Here is a 17,516-nt window from a genome sequence, read left to right on the forward strand (position 1 = left end):
TTGCTCATGGACCGTTCAGATTCGATCGGACATGATCAGGCACCGCCGGCCCCGAGCGTCCCCGTCACGAATCTGACACATCGATCGCGCCCAAGCTGGTGAACTGATGAGAACACCGGTGAGACAACACCGGTACGGCCTGCGAATACCGGCGTGACCTGATGCGTATGCAACGACCCGTCACCCTGCTTGCCTTTGTCGTGGCGCTGCTCGCGGCGATCGTCGTGCCTGCGTTGCTGTCGCAACAGCATGCGGCAGCGGAGGAGCCGAAACGTCCGGTGGCCGTGATGTTCGCGCTGGATCGTCCGCTCGACGGCAGCACGGCCCCGATCGTGCTCGCGGCCAGCCGCGGGCTGTACAGTAGCGAGGGCGTCACCGTCACGATGACGACCGCCAAGGGCTCGCCCGATGCGATCGCGCGCGTGGCGTCCGGCGACGCCGACATGGCGCTCGCCGACATCAACGAACTGATCCGCTATCGCGACGGCGCCGGCAGCCAGCCCGTCAAGGCGGTGTTCGTGCTGTTGAACACGGCGCCTTACGCGATCATCGCGCGCAAGAGCCGCGGCATCAACGGGCTAGCCGACCTCGAGGGCAAGACGCTCGGCATAGCCGAGGGCGATCTCTCGATCCGGCTGTGGCCGGCCGTGGCGCGGCACAGCCATCTCAAGACCGAGACCATCAAGCTGTCGCGCGTCGGCGCCGCGGTGCGCGAGCCGATCCTGTCGGCGGGACAGGTCGACGCCGTCAGCGGATTCTCCTACCTCTCCGCGATCAACCTGCGCGACCGCGGCGTGCCCGCGGCCGATCTCGCGGTGCTGCGCTTCGCCGATTATGGCTGCGAGGCCTATGGCCACGCCGTGATCGTCAATCCGGCCTTTGCAGCCAGGCAGCCTGCAGCCGTCAAGGGCGTGCTGCGGGCGCTGACGTCCGGCCTCCAGCTCGCGATCAAGGACCCTCAAGGCGCAATCGCGGACGTGGTGAGCCGGATCGACGACGGTTCGCGCGAGCTCGAGCTGGAGCGGCTGCAGACCGTGCTGGCCGACAACGTGCTGACGTCGGACGTGCGCCGCGACGGCATCGGCGGCATCGATGCCGCCCGGTTCGAGCGGGCGCTGACCCAGATCGCGGACGACTTCAAATTCCAGCACAAGCGTCCTGCGGCGGCCGACATCTTCGACGACAGCTTCCTGCCCCCCGCCGACAGCCGGCTGGTCAACTGAAGCATTGCCGCAATTGCGCTGTCACCCCAGGCCGGTCTGTTGCTAACATGCGCCGCGCGCCGCCCGGCGCCGATTCCGTCGTCGCCAGTACAAAGCGCCTCGCCCATGTCCCTGCTCCGCATCTATGCCCGCGTGCTCCAATTGCTTGGAAAGGAGGCACGGCTCGGCTGGATCCTGGCCATTGCAAACCTCGCGCTCGCCGTGGCGCAGTTTGCCGAGCCGGTGCTGTTCGGACGCATTGTCGATTCACTGTCCAGCAACGCATCCACCAGCACGGCCTGGCCGCTGCTCGCGGCCTGGGCCGGATTCGGGCTGTTCACGATTCTCGCCAGCGCCTGGGTCGCGCTGCAGGCCGACCGGCTCGCGCACCGCCAGCGCCACGCCGTGCTGACGAGCTATTTCGAGCACATCCTGCAGCTGCCGCTGACATTCCACTCCGGCACCCATTCCGGCCGGCTGATGAAGGTGATGATCAACGGCACCGACGCGCTGTGGAAGCTGTGGCTGTCGTTCTTCCGCGAGCATTTCGCGGCGATCATGTCGGTGCTCGTGCTGCTGCCGCTGTCGCTGTATCTGAACTGGCGGCTCGCGATCCTGCTGTTCGTGCTCTGCGTCGTGTTCACCGTGCTGACGACGCTGGTGGTGCGCAAGACCTACGGCATGCAGAGCGAGGTCGAGGAGCACTACAGCAACCTCTCGGCGCGCGCCTCCGACGCGCTCGGCAACGTCGCGCTGGTGCAAAGCTTCGTGCGGATCGACGCCGAGGTGCAGGGCCTGCGCAACGTCGCCGGGCAATTGCTGTCGGTGCAGATGCCGGTGCTCGGCTGGTGGGCGCTGGTCACCGTCATCACCCGCGCCTCCACCACCATCACCGTGCTCGCGATCTTCACGCTCGGCATCGCCTTGCATCAGGCCGGGCTCACATCTGTGGGCGAGATCGTGATGTTCGTGTCGTTCGCGACCATGCTGATCCAGAAGCTCGAGCAGGTCGTGTCCTTCATCAACAACGTGTTCATGGAGGCGCCGCGGCTGGCCGAGTTCTTCACCGTGCTCGACGCCGTGCCGGCGGTGCGGGACCGCCCCGATGCGATCGAGGTCGCCAGGCTCTCGGGCCTCGTCGAATTCAACGACGTCTCGTTCTCCTATGACGGCAAGCGTCCGGCGGTCGAGGACCTCAGCTTCACCGCCCTGCCCGGCCAGACCATCGCGCTGGTCGGACCGACCGGAGCCGGCAAATCGACCGCGATCGCGCTGCTGCATCGCGCCTTCGATCCGCAGTCCGGCTTCATCAAGATCGACGGCATGGATGTGCGCGGATTGAAGCTCGCGGCGCTGCGCCGGAACATCGGCGTCGTGTTCCAGGAGGCGCTGCTGTTCAACCGCTCGATTCGCGAAAACCTGCTGGTCGGCAAGCCCGATGCGACCGAGGAGGAGCTGCGCACCGCGGCCGCCCGCGCCCAGGCGCTCGACTTCATCGACCGCGCCGATCAGGGCTTCGATACCAATGCCGGCGAGCGCGGCCGGATGCTCTCCGGCGGCGAGCGCCAGCGGCTGTCGATCGCTCGCGCATTGTTGAAGGACCCGCCGATCCTGATTCTCGACGAGGCGACGTCGGCGCTCGATGCCGTCACCGAGGCCAAGCTCAATGCCGCGCTCGACGAGGTGATGAAGGGACGCACGACCTTCGTGATCGCACACCGGCTCTCGACCATCCGCAACGCGACGCGGATCCTGGTATTCGAGAACGGACGCGTGATCGAAAGCGGAACGTTCGATGAACTCGTCGCCAAAGGCGGCCACTTCGCGGAACTCGCCAAGGCCCAGTTCATGGTGCAGGAGAACGCGCGTGCGAGTCTCGCACAGCCGCAGAGCGACGACTCCATCGTCAAGGCCTGAACGCGGGACGCTTTCATCGTGGAATTGAATGGCTCGCCTCTGTTCTGGAGCGTCGAGGCGGTATAGGTTCGCGACCTGCCGCAACCGAAGCGGCGCCGGACACGCTTGAAACCCGAAAGCCCGTTTGCCCACCTCGCCGCGCGAGGCGGGTTCTCAAAGGACCGGACCAGACCAGTGCAGACGCTTCGCCTGTTGTTCCGCTATTCTCCCGTCACGATCATCGTTCTCGCCGCCGCGCTCATGCTCGCGCCACGCTCGGCCAGCGCTGAGGCGCTGCTGCTCGTCGAGGCCGACAGCGGCAAGGTGCTGGAGGCGCAGAACGCGACCTATCCGTGGTACCCCGCCTCCGTCACCAAGCTGATGACGGCCTACGTGACCTTGAAAGCGGTCAAGGACGGCAAGGCCTCGCTTGACACCCTGCTGACGGTGTCGCCCACCGCGGCCTCGCAATCGCCGTCCAAGATGGGCTACCGGCCGGGCACGCAGGTCACCATCGACAACGCCCTGAAGATGATGCTGGTCAAGTCTGCCAACGACATGGCGGTGGTGCTGGCGGAGGGCATCGGCGGCTCGATCGACGGCTTCTCGATCATGATGAACGAGACCGCGCAGAAGCTGGGCATGACCCAGACGAGCTACGTCAATCCGAACGGTCTGCCTGCCGACGGTCAGATCACCTCGGCGCGCGATCTCGCGATCCTGGCGCGGTCGATCATCCGCGACCTGCCGGAATACGAATACTTCGTCCACATCCCGTCGATCCGCTACGGCCGCCGCGTGGTGCAGAACTTCAACCGGCTGATCGGACGCTATCCGGGCGCCGACGGCTTCAAGACCGGATTCATCTGCGCCTCCGGCTACAATCTGGTAGCCTCCGCGACCCGCAACGGCAAGCGCCTGATCGCGGTCGTGCTCGGCGCGAGCTCGGGCCAGATGCGCGCGGTACGGGCGATCCAGATGCTCGACCGCGGCTTCAACCCCAACCAGCTCGGCTGGTTGAAGGCGCCGCTCGGCAATGTCGAGCAACTGGTGCCGGTCGATGCCACACCGCCGAACCTGCGCGACGACATGTGCAACGGCCGGCGGCACCGGCCCGCGAGCGACGACGACGAGGACACGGTCGCGAGCGGCGAAGGCGAAGCGACCGGCGGCACCCTGCTCGCCGGCCTGCAGACGCCGACGATGAAGCCCTCGGAGCTGCTCGCCGCAGCCCCGACCCCCTCGGAACCGATCCTGGTCTATACCGGCCCGACGCGCACCGGCGCGGCGCTGATCGCGGCCGTCGCGGCCGATGCCGACGCTCAGACCCCGCCCAGGCACCGCGGCAAGAAGGCGCATGCGAACGCCAAGAAGGACGCCAAGCCGGCCATCCGGACGGCGGCCAAGGGCGAGGGTGACGCGAAAGCCGGATCCAAGACGGACGCCAAGCCGTCAGAGGCGAAGCCCGCCGCCGCGGGCCACACGGCAGCCAGGCACGATGCCGGCGCAAAATCGGCGGAAAAGCCCGTCTCCGACGCCGCGGCCAAGCCCGGCAAACCCAAGGCCGCCGCCAAGCCAAAGGGCGACGGCAAGCCGGCGCCCAAGAACGGCTGATCTCGCGGCGCACGCGGGGGGCAGCCCCTCCCGTCGCCGAACGGCCCGACGACCTTTACCCTGCCTCTTTCGTCTACGCCCCGGCCGCTTGCCTTGCTTGGCCGGAAATTCGATATTGGCCGCCGAATGCCGCCGGGAATGACCGGCGCCGCAGACGCATCAAGCGACCATAAGAGACGATCAGGAGAGGAAGGGTCATGGAGCGCATCTGGCTCAAGCACTATCCGGCCGGCGTTCCCGCCGACATCGATGCCAGCAAGTATCCATCGCTGGTCGAGCTGCTGGAGGAGAGCTTCAAGAAATTCGCCGACCGCAAGGCCTTCATCTGCATGGACAAGGCGATCAGCTATCGCGAGCTCGACGACATGTCGGTCGCGATGGGAGCCTATCTGCAGGGGCTGGGGCTGGCCAAGGGCACGCGCGTCGCGCTGATGATGCCGAACGTGCTGCAATACCCGATCGCGATCTCGGCCGTGCTGCGCGCCGGCTACGCTGTCGTCAACGTCAACCCGCTGTACACGCCGCGCGAGCTCGAGCACCAGCTGAAGGATTCCGGCGCCGAGGCGATCATCGTGCTGGAAAACTTCGCCCATACGGTGCAGCAGGTCGTCGGCCACACCAGCGTCAAGCACATCGTGATCGCCAGCATGGGCGACCTGCTCGGCTTCAAGGGCGTGCTCGTCAATCTCGTCGTCCGCCGCCTGAAGAAGATGGTGCCGGCGTTCTCGCTGCCGGGCGCCGTGCCCTTCAATGACGCGCTCGCCGCCGGCCGCGGCAAGCGCTTCCAGAAGCCGGTCATCGGTCCCGATGACGTCGCCTTCCTGCAATATACCGGCGGCACCACCGGCGTCTCCAAGGGAGCCACGCTGCTCCATCGCAACGTCATCGCCAACGTGCTGCAGAACGACGCCTGGCTGCAGCCGGTGATGGACAAGCCGCCGCATGTCGACCAGCTGCTGATCGTCTGCGCGCTGCCGCTCTACCACATCTTCGCGCTGACCTGCTGCTTCCTGCTCGCGATGCGCGCCGGCGGCGCAAATCTGCTGATCCCCAATCCGCGCGACATCGCGGGCTTCATCAAGGAGCTGATGAAGTATCAGGTCAACAACTTCCCGGCCGTCAACACGCTCTACAACGGCCTGCTGCACCACCCCGACTTTCGCAAGCTCGACTTCTCCAAGCTGAAGGTCTCCAACGGCGGCGGCATGGCCGTGCAGCGCCCGGTGGCCGAGCAGTGGAAGCAGGTGACCGGCTGCAGCATCGCCGAAGGCTATGGCCTGTCGGAGACCGCGCCGGTGCTGACCTGCAACCTGCCGACCTCGACCGATTTTACCGGCACGATCGGCCTGCCGCTGCCGTCGACCTGGCTGTCGATCCGCGACGATGACGGCAACGAGGTGCCGCTGGGCCAGGCCGGCGAGATTTGCGCCAAGGGCCCACAGGTCATGGCCGGCTACTGGAATCGCCCCGACGAGACCGCCAAGGTGATGACATCAGACGGCTTCTTCCGCACCGGCGATGTCGGCATCATGGCCGCCGACGGCTCGGTGAAGATCGTCGACCGCAAGAAGGACATGATCCTGGTGTCGGGCTTCAACGTCTATCCGAACGAGGTCGAAGAGGTCATCGCGATGCATCCAGGCGTGCTGGAGACCGCCGTGATCGGCCTGCCGGACGAGAAGACCGGCGAACTCGTCAAGGCGTTCGTCGTGAAGAAGGATCCCAACCTCACGCCCGAGGACATCATCAAGCACTGCCACGCGCAGCTGACGAACTACAAGGTGCCGAAGCAGATCGAGTTCAGGACCGAGCTGCCGAAGACCAATGTCGGCAAGATCCTGCGCCGCGAGCTGCGCGACGAGAAGAAGAAGCCGGCGGCCGCCGCCTGAGGCGCGCTGGCGCGGGCACAGACGACGTGCGATGACGGATACGTGATGACGGCGGGCCGTTGCCGTTTATGGCCCGCCGAATAGTGTAGCGCGCACCGCGCAAAACACAGTCTCAAGACACAGTCTCAAGACACATCCAGGGGAAGGAGTTTCGATATGACCATCCAGGTTGGCGATAAGCTGCCAGAGGCCCAATTCCGCGTCATGACCGGCGAAGGCCCGCAGGTCAAAACCACCGACGACATCTTCAAGGGCAAGAAGGTCGCGCTGTTCGCGGTGCCCGGCGCCTATACCGGCACCTGCCACAAGATGCATCTGCCCAGCATCTTCCTCAACGCCTATGCGCTCAAGGACAAGGGCGTCGACACCATCGCGATCGTCTCGGTCAACGACGCCTTCGTCATGAACGCCTGGAAGCGCGACACCGACCAGCGCGACGAGGCCGTGTTCCTGGCCGACGGCAACGCCGACTTCACCAAGGCGATCGGCCTGGAGCTCGACGCCTCCGGCGCCGGGCTGGGCATCCGCTCCAAGCGCTACTCGATGCTGGTCCAGGACGGCACGGTGACCAAGCTGAACCTCGAGGCCGCCCCGGGCAAGGTCGAGGTCTCCGGCGGCGACACGCTGCTCGGGCAGCTGTAAGGCCAGTATGGCTTGATCTGAATATGAAGGCCCGCGCTCACGCGCGGGCCTTTTGCTTATTTTGTCCAGCGTGTCTTGCCGAAACGAGAAGGGCACCTGAAACGTTCTGTGGCCACGCCATCGCGCGCCAGCTGGTCGGCGTGCTCGTTCTCGGCGTGTGAGCGCGGACAATTCACGCGCGCCACCCCAGTTTCAACTGAACGTAAGCCGCTGGACGGCGTTAAGGGTGCCGGTTCCTCAATTCAGAAGGAGGTCGACATCTTCAGCGAACAGCCGGAACAGCTGCAGCAGGCCGACCTGCGCAGCGCGAGACCGCCCTGGGCAAGTGCGCCTGCTTTTCCCATCCCGCCCGTCTTGACCAGCTTTCGCTGCGACATCCTGATCGTCGGCGCGGGGATCACAGGCGCGATGATGGCCGAACGGCTAACCCGCCAGGGCCGCGAGGTCGTCTTGATCGATCGTGAGAAGCCGTGTCGCGGCAGCACGGCGGCCAGCACCGCCATGCTGTTGTGGGAGATCGACAGATCACTGAATGAGCTCGCATTGTTGATCGGCTTCGACCGTGCCGCGCGATGCTACCAGGCCAGTCTGCGCGCCGTGAACGAGCTGCAGCGCCTGATCCTGGAGCGCGCGCTGCCGGGCCAATTGCGGCCGAGGCAATCGCTCTATCTCGCGCGCGACGACGACGCCCGCTCCCTTCGGGACGAACTGGCGCTTCGTGTCCGAGCCGGCCTGCCCGGCGTCTTTCTCGATCATCGAGCCCTGCTCGACAATTTCGGCTTTGCCCGCGCCGCCGCGATCCTGTCGCCCGGCGCGGCCGAAGCCGATCCGGTCCAGCTCGCAAGCGGCCTGCTCTCACTGTCGCTGTCGCAGGGCGCGCGCCTCGTGCAGGGCGATGCCGTCGCCTTCGATGCCGGCAAGGACAGCGTCGTCGTCGGGCTTGACGGTGGTCATGAGATCGAGGCGCGCCGTGTCGTTCTGGCCACGGGATATGCGATGCCTCGGATCATCCAGCCCACGATCCAGCGTGTCGCATCGAGCTGGGCGATCGCCACCGTGCCGCAGCCGCAAAATCTCTGGAAGGACGAGGTGCTGATCTGGGAAGCGAGCGAAGACTACCACTATGCCCGCACGACACCGGATGGCCGGATCATCTTCGGAGGAGAAGACGACGACGAGCTGATTGAGCCCGCGACCCGCGATCGTGCCATTCCCGAGAAGTCGCGCCGCCTCGCTGCGGAGCTTTCGGCGCTGTGGCCGCGCGCCATCCTCGAGACCGACTATCAATGGTCCGGAACGTTCGATACGACCGACGACGGACTGCCCCTGATCGGCGCCGTTCCCGGCTTCCCCAATATCTTTGCGGCCTACGGCTATGGCGGCAACGGCATCACCTTCAGCTATCTCGCCTCCGAGCTGATTGCGGCGCTGATCGCCGGCCGCAGCTCGCCATTGCTGGATGATTTCGCCATCGAGCGCGTGTCGCCGGCGCGTGCTTAGCAGCGGGCGCAGGCCGCCTCGACGCCATGATGCGACCGGGCGCGCACCAGCTGCCGAAACGCTAGCCGCGCACGTTCTTCTGCAGCCGTGCCATCGCCACGCCATCACGCGCCAATTGGTCGGCGCGCTCGTTCTCGGGGTGGCCGGCGTGGCCCTTGACCCAATGCCAGTTGACCTTGTGCGGCTTCAGCGCCTCGTCGAGCCGCTGCCACAGCTCGGCGTTCTTGACCGGCTTCTTGTCCGCGGTCTTCCAGCCGTTGCGCTTCCAGCCGTGGATCCAGCCGGTGATGCCCTGCCGGACATACTGGCTGTCGGTGTAGAGCTCGACCTGGCACGACTTCTTCAGCGCTTCGAGCGCCGAGATCGCGGCCATCAGCTCCATGCGGTTGTTGGTGGTGTGCGGCTCGCCGCCCTTGAGCTCTTTTTCCTTGTCGCCGAAGCGCAGGATCGCGCCCCAGCCGCCGGGTCCGGGATTTCCCGAGCAGGCGCCGTCGGTGTAGATGCTGACGGTCGGAATCTCGCTCATGCCGCCGCTCCGATGCCGTAGTCGCGCACGCTCGTCACCGCCTGATGGAAACGCAGCTTGCGCACATATTCGAGCGGGTCCTTCGGCTTCACCAGCGCGCCCGCGGGCACGTTGAGCCAGTCCACCAGCCGCGTCAGCAGGAAGCGGATCGCGGCACCACGCGCGAGCAGCGGCAGCGCCTCCAGCTCGGCCTCCGACAGCGGCCGCGCGCGGCCATAGGCGTTGAAGAAGGCGCGCGCCTTGGTGACGTTGAGCGAGTGATCGGCCTCGAAGCACCACGCGTTCAGGCAGATCGCGATGTCATAGGCGAGGATGTCGTTGCAGGAGAACGGGAAGTCGATCAGCCCGGACAGCTCGTCGCCCAGGAAGAAGACGTTGTCCGGAAACAAATCGGCATGGATGACGCCTTCCGGCAGATGCGTCGGCCAGGAGCGCTCGAGCAGGTCCAGCTCCGTCGACAGCAGCGCAGACAGGCCGGCCTGCACGGTGTCGGCGCGGTCGGCCGCCTGGGCAAACAATGACCGCCAGCCGGAGACCGAGAGCGGATTCCTGCGCACCAGCGGGAAGTCGCGTCCGGCGAGATGCATCCGCGCCAGCGCCTCGCCGACGCCGGCGCAATGGGTGACGGTCGGCTTGCGCGGCCACATGCCTTCCAGGAAGTTGATGATCGCCGCGGGACGCCCTGCGAGACTCGAATAGACGGCGCCATCGCGGTTGCGCGCCGGCTGCGGACAGCTGATGCCGCGCTCCGCGAGATGGGCCATCAGCCCGAGGAAGTACGGCAGATCGTCCACCGCCACGCGCTTTTCATAAAGCGTGAGGATGTAATAGCCGCGGGTGGTGTGCAGCAGGAAGTTGGAGTTCTCGACGCCTTCGGCGATGCCCTTGTAGGACAGCAATTCGCCGATGTCGTAGGTCTTGAGGAAGTCCGCGAGCTCGTCGGCGGTGACGTCGGTGTAGACCGCCATGCCCCATCCTGATTGTCGAAGTTCGCCTGCCCTCGCCTCCCCCGATGCGAACTTCGAGGCAAGGGAGGCCTGTTGCGCCTTCATCGCGCATGCAGGCGCCGCGTTCAAGGCCGACGCGCCCCCGGCGGACCGAAAATAACAGCCGCCAGCGTAAGGCCTACTCGGCCGCCGCTTCCGGCCGCAGCGAGCGCGGCAGCGGGAAGAATTCGTTCTCTTCCGCCGCGGAGACCGTCTCGACATGGAGCACGTAGCGCTCGGCGAAGGCGCCCATGATCTCCTCGACGATGACCTCCGGCGCCGAGGCGCCGGCAGTGATGCCGAGGCTGGTGATGCCCTCGAAGCGCGCCCAGTCGATGTCGGAGGCGCGCTGCGCCAGCACCGCAATCGGGCAGCCCTCGCGCTCGGCGACCTCACGCAGACGCTGCGAGTTCGACGAGTTCGGCGCACCGACCACAATCAGCGCGTCGACCACCGGCGCCACCTTCTTCACCGCCAGCTGGCGGTTGGTGGTGGCGTAGCAGATGTCTTCCTTGTGCGGGCCGGAGATGTTCGGGAAGCGGCCCTTCAGCACCGACACGATGTCGGCGGTATCGTCGATCGAGAGCGTGGTCTGGGTCACGAAGGCGAGGTTGTTCGGGTCCTTCGGGGTGAAGGTCGCGGCATCCTCGGCGGTCTCGATCAGGGTCACGGCGCCGGGCGGCAGCTGGCCGACGGTGCCGACCACCTCCGGGTGGTGGGAATGGCCGATCAGCAGGATCTCGCGGCCGCGCTTGAAATGGATCGCCGCCTCGCGGTGGACCTTGGTCACCAGCGGGCAGGTTGCATCCAGGGAAAAGAAATTGCGCGACTGGGCCTCGGCGGGAACCGATTTCGGCACGCCATGGGCCGAGAACACCACCGGTGCGTTGGTACTGTCGGGAATCTCCGCCAGTTCCTCGACGAAGATGGCGCCCTTGGTCTTGAGGCTGTCGACGACGTATTTGTTGTGCACGATCTCGTGGCGGACATAGACCGGGGCGCCATAGATGGCGAGCGCCCGTTCCACGGTGTCGATGGCGCGCACCACGCCCGCGCAGAAGCCGCGCGGCGAGCAAAGCACGATTTTGAGGTCTGGTTTGGCTGCCATGGGCTGATCTATCGGGCTGATCTGTGCGGCTTGTTGCGGCGACCGGAACACCCCGGGGCCGGCAAGCGGGGGCGGTCGATACGTAAGGGCTTTACGTCTTTGAGCTAGAACTCGTTTGGGTAGGACTTGGGACTGCTTTCGAGCGCTGTCAAGGCCGTTTTCGCCAGGCCATTGCGCCGCGCCCCCGGGACGGCTTATATAGGGCGAATTCCCCGTCATCGCCGATGACCGCAGGTTTCGCCTCCCAGGGCCGGGGCGGAGCACAAAGGAGATTTGCCATGAGCAACGCCCCGCTGATGCCGAAGGCAACTGCCGTGTGGCTGGTCGATAATACCGCTTTGACCTTCGACCAGGTCGCCGATTTCACCAAGATGCACCCGCTGGAGGTGCGCGCCATCGCCGACGGCGACGCCGCCCAGGGCATCAAGGGCATGGACCCGATTTCGACCGGCCAGCTCACCCGGGAAGAGATCGAGAAGGCCGAGCGCGACCCGAATTACCGCCTGCGGCTGCAGGAGAGCAAGGTCGTGCTGCCGCCTCAGCCCAAGCGCAAGGGCCCGCGCTACACCCCGGTGTCGCGCCGCCACGAGCGCCCGAGCGCCATTCTCTGGCTGGTGCGGAACCATCCCGAGCTCAAGGACGCCTCGATTATGCGCCTGGTCGGCACCACCAAGACCACGATCGCCAGCGTCCGCGACCGCACCCATTGGAACGCCCAGACCCTGACGCCGATGGACCCGGTGACGCTCGGCCTGTGCTCGCAGATCGAGCTCGACTTCGAGGTGCAGCGCGCCGCCAAGGAGAAGCCGCTCGACGCCAATTACAGCGGCGCCACCCTGCTGCCGGCCTCCGAGACCACCCGCAAGGACGAGTACGAGCCGGCCGGCCGCGACGAGGACGACCTCAACGTCGACGCCGTGTTCGCCAAGCTCAAGACCATCGGTGGCAAGAAGCACGAGGACGACGAGGAGTAGGACGCGGGCGCGTTCGTCTTCCCCACTTCACTTGCAGGCTCCAACCCCGCGCTCAGTGTCGTCCCGGCGAACGCCGGGACCCATAACCACCGGCTTGCGTAACCGCCCGAGATGGTTGTGACTCAGCGCCTCGTTCCTCACTCCCGCTGCGGCGTATGGGTCCCGGCTCAAGGCCGGGACGACGGCGGTGGTAGGGCGAGAGACTCGCGACAAACTCAGCTTTGCGACACTCAAACCTTCCAAAAAAAAATGGCGCCGGGGATGCCGGCGCCATGGCAGTCTGGGAGGAATGCAAAAAAATCAGAACTTGTAGGTGACGCCGGCGCCGACCAGCCAGGGGTCGATGTTGGCGCGTCCGCTGACGGGAATGGCGCCGTTGACGGTTGCCGAATAGTTCGGCTGCAGCCACAATTTCTTGACGTCGACGTTCAGGCCCCAATGCTTGTCGAGCATGTAGTCGAAGCCGAACTGGACCGCGGCGCCCCACTGGTTGGAAATGTGGAGGTTGGTCACGGCGAGACCGTTGAACACCTGATTGGCGGCGCTCTGGTTGAAGAACACCGTGTAGTTCACGCCGGCGCCGACATAGGGCTTGAAAGCGCCGAAATCGGTGAAGTGATATTGCAGCGTCAGCGTCGGCGGCAGCAGCGTGGCCTTGCCGATATTGAGGCCGTCGAGCGTGCCGGTGCCGCTGATCGAATGCCGGGTGACGCCGAGGATCAGTTCGGCTGCGATGTTCCGGGTGAAGAAGTAGCTGATGTCGAGCTCGGGCACGACCGTGTTGGAGATCTTCAGGCCCGAATTCGGCGACGACAGCGCCGGCACGCCGGCGACGTTGACGCTGGAGCCGCCAGCATCCGGCAGCACGCCGAGCGCGCGGACGCGGATCATCCAGGGGTTCCAGGCTTCGACCACCGGCGCCTTGGTATAGACCGGCGCCGCCTGCAGGTCGGCGGCCTGCGCGGAGCCCATGGCCCCGCAGATTGCCGCCAGCACCAGCAGCGACGACGAGAGTTGGAATGTTCTGTTCATCGAGGTCCCCATAGCCACACTTGAGCTACATTTGCGCGGGCAAAGCCGCGCCTTGCGGTCACAGGTGTGGCAGGGACGCCATCGACTTGGATTTGATCTCAATCAATTGGCATTGTTGCAGCGCCGATGTCGCGCAACTGTTGCATCGAGGTCACGCGCGATGAGAGGCGGTTGCAGTCGCGCTCACGGACGGTCGGGATGGTTCATCATGTATTCGCCGAGATCGCGCTGCCGGCGATCGGCGCGCGCCTCGGCGCGCTGCCGCTGCACGTCGCGATCCTTGCGGCAGGCGACATATTCGGCCGAGCCGGGCGCCACTTTGCCGCCAGCCTGGCAGACCACGTCGTCGTCGTCATTGCCGAGCGCGACGGGCGGGCCCTGATTGCGGCTGGCGCAGGCGTTAAGCGAAAGCGCTGTCATCAGCACCAGGGCCAGGCGGGCGGATGTCTGTCGCATCGAACGGTCCATACTCGTCAATCAAGCTGCGCTGGAGCCGTTGCTTGACGATAATGGGCGCCCGGGTCAAGCCCGGGGGGATTCTCTCGCGTGAGCTCGAATTTCCGGGCCTCATGGTTCGAGACGCCCGCCTGCGGCGGGCTCCTCACCATGAGGGTCTTGCATTTGCCGCAAACACAGCCCTCATCCTGAGGAGCCCGCCGTAGGCGGGCGTCTCGAAGGATGGGCCGCAAGAACAGCGCTAGACCCGGCTCTTCAGCGCCTCGCCGATCTCCTCGAGCACCTTGGGATCCTCGATCGTCGCCGGCATGCTCCATTGCTCGCCGTCGGCGATCTTCTTGATCGTGCCGCGCAAGATCTTGCCGGAGCGCGTCTTCGGCAGCCGCCCGACCGTGATGGCGAGCTTGAACGCGGCGACGGGCCCGAGCTTGTCGCGCACCAGCGCCACGATCTCCTTCTCGATCACGGACGGGCTGCGCGACACGCCGGCCTTGAGCACGAGGAAGCCGCAGGGCACCTCGCCCTTGATCGCATCCTTGATGCCGAGCACGGCGCATTCGGCGACGTCGGGATGCGAGGCCAGGATCTCCTCCATGCCGCCGGTCGACAGACGATGGCCGGCAACGTTGATGATGTCGTCGGTGCGCCCCATCACGAAGACGTAGCCGTCCTCGTCCTTGAAGCCGGCGTCCGAGGTCTTGTAGTAGCCGGGGAACTCGGTGAGGTAAGACTCCTTGAAGCGGTCCTCCTGCTGCCACAGGGTCGGCAGGCAACCCGGAGGCATCGGCAGCTTGATCACGATCGAGCCCATGGTGTTGGCCGGCACCGGCTTCGCCGCCTCGTCGACGATGTCGACCTGATAGCCCGGCATCGGCACCGTCGGCGAGCCATGCTTGACCGGCAGCAGGCCGAGGCCGACCGGGTTGCCGGCGATGCACCAGCCGGTCTCGGTCTGCCACCAATGGTCGATCACCGGCACCTTGAGCTGCTGCTCGGCCCATTCCACCGTCGGCGGATCGGCGCGCTCGCCGGCCAGGAACAGCGTGCGGAACTGCGACAAATCGTATTTCCGCAGCAGGGTGCCTTCCGGATCCTCCTTGCGGATGGCACGGAACGCCGTCGGCGCCGTGAACAGCGCCACCGCCTTGTGCTCGGCGATCACGCGCCAGAACGCGCCGGCATCGGGCGTGCCGACCGGCTTGCCCTCATACATTACCGAGGTCGCGCCATGAATCAGCGGGCCATAGATGATGTAGCTGTGGCCGACCACCCAGCCGATGTCCGAGCCGCACCACCACACCTCGCCCGCCTTGATGCCGTAGAGATTCTCCATCGACCATTTCAGCGCGACGAGGTGACCGCCATTGTCGCGCACCACGCCCTTCGGCATGCCGGTGGTACCGGACGTGTAGAGAATGTAGAGCGGATCGGTGGCGAGAACGGGCACGCATGGCGCGAGCTTGCCATTGGCGAGTGCCGACTTGCGCAGCGCCGCCCAATCATAGTCGCGGCCGGCTTTGAGCTCGCAGACATGCTCGGGCCGCTGCAGGATGATGCAGGCCTGCGGCCGCTTGTCGGAGAGCTCGATCGCCTGGTCGAGCAGCGGCTTGTACTGCACGATGCGGCCCGGTTCGATGCCGCAGCTCGCCGACAGCACCAGCTTGGGCGTCGCGTCGTCGATGCGGGTGGCGAGCTCCTTGGCGGCGAAGCCGCCGAACACCACCGAATGCACCGCGCCGATGCGCGCGCAGGCGAGCATCGCGACCATCGCCTCCGGCACCATCGGCATATAGAGAATGACGCGGTCGCCCTTCACCACGCCGAAATCCTGCATGATCGCGGCGAGCGTCTGCACCTCCTTCAGCATCTCGGCATAAGTGAGCCGCGTGACCGAGTTGGTGAGCGGCGAATCATGGATCAGCGCCAGCTGCTCGCCGCGGCCGGCGGCGACGTGACGGTCGAGCGCGTTGTAGCAGGTGTTGACGACGGCGCCTGCGAACCAGCGGCCATAGGCCCCCATCGATGGATCGAAAACCTTCTTGGCCGGCTCGATCCAGTCGATCGCTCGCGCGGCCTCGGCCCAGAACCCTTCCGGATCCCGCAGCGACCGTGCATGGACCTCGTGATAGCGGCTCGCAGCGCTCATGACGTTTCCCCAAGATCTGTGTTTATTCCCGACTATTGTCACGGGACAAAGCGACAGTTCAAGCCGTCATGAATTGATCCAGATCAGGCGCAACCTGGGGTCACGGTCATTTTCCCGGCCGGATCAAGGGGCTGCGGCGCGCAGCGCATCCAGGCGGCGCTGCAGGGCTAGACGAAGGTCGTAGCCGGGCTTGCCGAACCGGGCATTGCGCTCGGCGATGAAGTCGCGCTGCGTGCCGCGCAGCTCGGCGGCGGGGCGGCCGCGAGAGGACTTCAGGAGCCGCGCGTAGCTTTCGGAAATGCCGAGATCCAGCACCGAGAGCTGCGGATCGGCGCAGATGACCTTCTCCACTTCACGCACCGCCGTGGCACAATCGAACGACGGGCCGCTGCGCTCCGACGGCGCATTCAACGGACGTGGCGGCTCGGCGCCGAACCTCCTGATCTCCGCCAGCATGACCTTGCGGCCAGCGGCGGCATTGTCGTTGCCGGGGTCGAGACGCAAGGCAGCTTCGTAGTCGGCCAGCGCCTTGGCACGCTCGCCCATCTTCTTGAACAGCACGGCACGGTTGTTGTAGGCGAGCGCAAAGTTCGGATCGAGCCGCAACGCCGCGTCGTAGTCGCTCAAGGCCGAGCCCAGCTCGTTCTTGAACTGATAGGAATCACCGCGATTGGTCAGGAAGTTCGGCTTCGGCTGCAGCTTGATGGCCTGGTCATAATCGGCGATCGCCTTGTCGTAGTCGCCGAGCGCGGCATAGGTGAGGCCACGATTGTCGAAATATTCCGGCACCTTCGGATCGCGCCGGATCGCTTCGTGATCGTCGGCCAGCGCCTTGTCCATCTGGCCCAGCTTCTTGTAGGCGGCGGCGCGGTTGGTGAAGGTGCGGGGACGATCGGAATCGAGCCGGATCGCCTCATTGTAGTCCTGTACCGCCTTCTCGTTGTCGCCGCGCAGATAGAACGCGACGCCGCGGTCGGCATAGGCCTGGGCGTAGTCCGGCTTCAGCCGGATGGCCTGGTCATAGTCGGCAAGCGCACGGTCCAGCCGGCGCTGCTCGGTGTAGACCACGCCGCGCAGCTCATAGGCTTCGGCATCGCTGGGATCGAGCGAGAGCGCCATGCTGAGATCGGCGGTAGCCTTGCCGGCGTCGCCGCCCGCCTCGCGCAGGAGATCGCCACGCAGCCGGTAGGCGCGCGCATTCTTGCCGTCGAGCGCGATGGCTCGGTCGAGATCCTTCAGCGCCTGGGTCATGCCTCCCATCGTGCGGGCACGGGCGTCGGCGCGCGCGACCAGCGCGGTGGATTGCTCCTTCGGCGCGCTTGCCGTCTGGTCGATGACGGAGGTGCAGGCCGCGATCAGCTCGGCCGGTCCCGCCTTGCTGCCGAAAGCACATTCGGTCCCCTCGGCGAGGGCGGGCCAGGCTCCGAGGCCGAGGACAAGGCTGGCCGCGAGGCAGAGCGCGTAGGCGGATCGGCGGGGTGCGTTGACGTGAGCATGCATCGTCGTGGCTCGAGGGTTCGACAGGGCAGGTTGAGGGGACGCAGG

General features: G+C 66.0%; 14 protein-coding genes. 7 read left to right on the forward strand and 7 right to left on the reverse strand.

Annotation, left to right across the window (positions count from 1 at the left end):
* Positions 1-161 precede the first annotated feature (161 nt).
* From QQL87_RS20675 to QQL87_RS20700, 6 genes are all read left to right on the forward strand, one after another.
* Entirely contained in the window at positions 162-1,223 is a 1,062-nt protein-coding gene (locus QQL87_RS20675; RefSeq protein WP_284418256.1) for an ABC transporter substrate-binding protein, read from the forward strand.
* Between the two features lie 105 nt (positions 1,224-1,328).
* Positions 1,329-3,119, forward strand: coding sequence for a glucan ABC transporter ATP-binding protein/ permease (locus QQL87_RS20680; protein WP_284418257.1), 1,791 nt, complete (start codon positions 1,329-1,331; stop codon positions 3,117-3,119).
* 174 nt (positions 3,120-3,293) lie between these two features.
* Positions 3,294-4,712, forward strand: coding sequence for a serine hydrolase (locus QQL87_RS20685; RefSeq protein WP_284418258.1), 1,419 nt, complete (start codon positions 3,294-3,296; stop codon positions 4,710-4,712).
* 197 nt (positions 4,713-4,909) lie between these two features.
* Entirely contained in the window at positions 4,910-6,601 is a 1,692-nt protein-coding gene (locus tag QQL87_RS20690) for a long-chain fatty acid--CoA ligase (RefSeq protein WP_284418259.1), read from the forward strand.
* Positions 6,602-6,757: 156 nt separating this feature from the next.
* Positions 6,758-7,243 (forward strand): peroxiredoxin, encoded by a 486-nt coding sequence (locus QQL87_RS20695; protein ID WP_284418260.1) that lies wholly within the window; start codon positions 6,758-6,760, stop codon positions 7,241-7,243.
* 354 nt (positions 7,244-7,597) lie between these two features.
* Positions 7,598-8,743, forward strand: a complete 1,146-nt coding sequence (locus QQL87_RS20700) for an NAD(P)/FAD-dependent oxidoreductase (RefSeq protein WP_284418261.1) — start codon at positions 7,598-7,600, stop codon at positions 8,741-8,743.
* Between the two features lie 61 nt (positions 8,744-8,804).
* On the opposite strand, the gene rnhA is transcribed toward QQL87_RS20700, so the two are convergent.
* The 3 genes from rnhA to ispH all read right to left on the reverse strand — a co-directional run bounded on the left by rnhA (position 8,805) and on the right by ispH (position 11,363).
* Positions 8,805-9,269: a ribonuclease HI gene (gene rnhA / locus QQL87_RS20705; protein WP_284418262.1), complete on the reverse strand. Its 465-nt coding sequence runs from the start codon at positions 9,267-9,269 to the stop codon at positions 8,805-8,807.
* On the reverse strand, positions 9,266-10,237 hold the full coding sequence (locus QQL87_RS20710) for a homoserine kinase (protein WP_284418263.1): 972 nt from the start codon (positions 10,235-10,237) through the stop codon (positions 9,266-9,268). Before QQL87_RS20710 ends, rnhA begins: the two co-directional genes overlap by 4 nt.
* Positions 10,238-10,394: 157 nt before the next feature.
* Positions 10,395-11,363 (reverse strand): 4-hydroxy-3-methylbut-2-enyl diphosphate reductase, encoded by a 969-nt coding sequence (gene ispH, locus QQL87_RS20715; RefSeq protein ID WP_284418264.1) that lies wholly within the window; start codon positions 11,361-11,363, stop codon positions 10,395-10,397.
* 278 nt (positions 11,364-11,641) lie between these two features.
* Between ispH and QQL87_RS20720 the strand changes: the two genes are divergently transcribed.
* Positions 11,642-12,337, forward strand: coding sequence for a DUF1013 domain-containing protein (locus QQL87_RS20720; protein WP_284418265.1), 696 nt, complete (start codon positions 11,642-11,644; stop codon positions 12,335-12,337).
* 300 nt (positions 12,338-12,637) lie between these two features.
* On the opposite strand, the gene QQL87_RS20725 is transcribed toward QQL87_RS20720, so the two are convergent.
* From QQL87_RS20725 to QQL87_RS20740, 4 genes are all read right to left on the reverse strand, one after another.
* Positions 12,638-13,369 carry an OmpW/AlkL family protein gene (locus QQL87_RS20725; RefSeq protein WP_284418266.1) on the reverse strand — a complete coding sequence of 244 codons (732 nt, stop codon included), beginning with the start codon at positions 13,367-13,369 and terminating at the stop codon, positions 12,638-12,640.
* Positions 13,370-13,552: 183 nt separating this feature from the next.
* Positions 13,553-13,825 (reverse strand): hypothetical protein, encoded by a 273-nt coding sequence (locus QQL87_RS20730; protein WP_284418267.1) that lies wholly within the window; start codon positions 13,823-13,825, stop codon positions 13,553-13,555.
* Between the two features lie 241 nt (positions 13,826-14,066).
* Complete coding sequence (locus QQL87_RS20735) at positions 14,067-15,971, reverse strand: propionyl-CoA synthetase (RefSeq protein ID WP_284418268.1); 1,905 nt, start codon at positions 15,969-15,971, stop codon at positions 14,067-14,069.
* A gap of 123 nt (positions 15,972-16,094) precedes the next feature.
* On the reverse strand, positions 16,095-17,471 hold the full coding sequence (locus QQL87_RS20740; RefSeq protein WP_284418269.1) for a tetratricopeptide repeat protein: 1,377 nt from the start codon (positions 17,469-17,471) through the stop codon (positions 16,095-16,097).
* Between the last annotated feature and the right edge of the window lie 45 nt (positions 17,472-17,516).

Origin of the sequence: Bradyrhizobium sp. SSBR45G (assembly GCF_030159255.1) — a bacterium.
In the GTDB taxonomy this organism is placed as follows: Bacteria; Pseudomonadota; Alphaproteobacteria; order Rhizobiales; family Xanthobacteraceae; genus Bradyrhizobium.

Coding starts and splice junctions, on each gene's coding strand:
- QQL87_RS20710 (WP_284418263.1), bottom strand. CDS start 10,237: ATGGCGGTCTACACCGACGTCACCGCCGACGAGCTCGCGGACTTCCTC.
- QQL87_RS20675 (WP_284418256.1), top strand. CDS start 162: ATGCGTATGCAACGACCCGTCACCCTGCTTGCCTTTGTCGTGGCGCTG.
- QQL87_RS20720 (WP_284418265.1), top strand. CDS start 11,642: ATGAGCAACGCCCCGCTGATGCCGAAGGCAACTGCCGTGTGGCTGGTC.
- QQL87_RS20730 (WP_284418267.1), bottom strand. CDS start 13,825: ATGCGACAGACATCCGCCCGCCTGGCCCTGGTGCTGATGACAGCGCTT.
- QQL87_RS20740 (WP_284418269.1), bottom strand. CDS start 17,471: ATGCATGCTCACGTCAACGCACCCCGCCGATCCGCCTACGCGCTCTGC.
- QQL87_RS20680 (WP_284418257.1), top strand. CDS start 1,329: ATGTCCCTGCTCCGCATCTATGCCCGCGTGCTCCAATTGCTTGGAAAG.
- ispH (WP_284418264.1), bottom strand. CDS start 11,363: ATGGCAGCCAAACCAGACCTCAAAATCGTGCTTTGCTCGCCGCGCGGC.
- QQL87_RS20690 (WP_284418259.1), top strand. CDS start 4,910: ATGGAGCGCATCTGGCTCAAGCACTATCCGGCCGGCGTTCCCGCCGAC.
- QQL87_RS20695 (WP_284418260.1), top strand. CDS start 6,758: ATGACCATCCAGGTTGGCGATAAGCTGCCAGAGGCCCAATTCCGCGTC.
- QQL87_RS20735 (WP_284418268.1), bottom strand. CDS start 15,971: ATGAGCGCTGCGAGCCGCTATCACGAGGTCCATGCACGGTCGCTGCGG.
- rnhA (WP_284418262.1), bottom strand. CDS start 9,269: ATGAGCGAGATTCCGACCGTCAGCATCTACACCGACGGCGCCTGCTCG.
- QQL87_RS20725 (WP_284418266.1), bottom strand. CDS start 13,369: ATGAACAGAACATTCCAACTCTCGTCGTCGCTGCTGGTGCTGGCGGCA.